Source organism: Hydrogenovibrio sp. 3SP14C1 (assembly GCF_029625905.1).
Taxonomy (GTDB): Bacteria; Pseudomonadota; Gammaproteobacteria; order Thiomicrospirales; family Thiomicrospiraceae; genus Hydrogenovibrio.
Map to the genome: position 1 here is coordinate 1 of NZ_JARTLM010000335.1, position 235 is coordinate 235.

At 60.4% G+C, this 235-nt stretch carries 1 pseudogene; it reads right to left on the reverse strand.

Features of this window, described 5'->3' with window-relative positions:
* Positions 1-235 (reverse strand): annotated as a pseudogene (locus P8629_RS12750) (hypothetical protein); the annotation flags it as partial.

Genomic DNA, 235 nt, shown 5'->3' on the forward strand with positions numbered 1-235 from the left:
GCCGGATCGACTGCCGGCAATCCTTGCGCTTGAAACGTGGGTAGCGCGCCTTGAGCTTTGGGTTGAAGAAGTTGTCGAAGGCGGCTTTCTGGTCGCGGAGCGTTTGCTGCAGGATCACGCTGGAAACATCCCGCAGCCACGGAAACTCCGCCTTTAAGCCCACCAGTCGCTTTTCCGCCGATGAGTGCGAGACCGATTCACCGCGCTGCTGATACGCCTCGGTGCGATAGGCCAG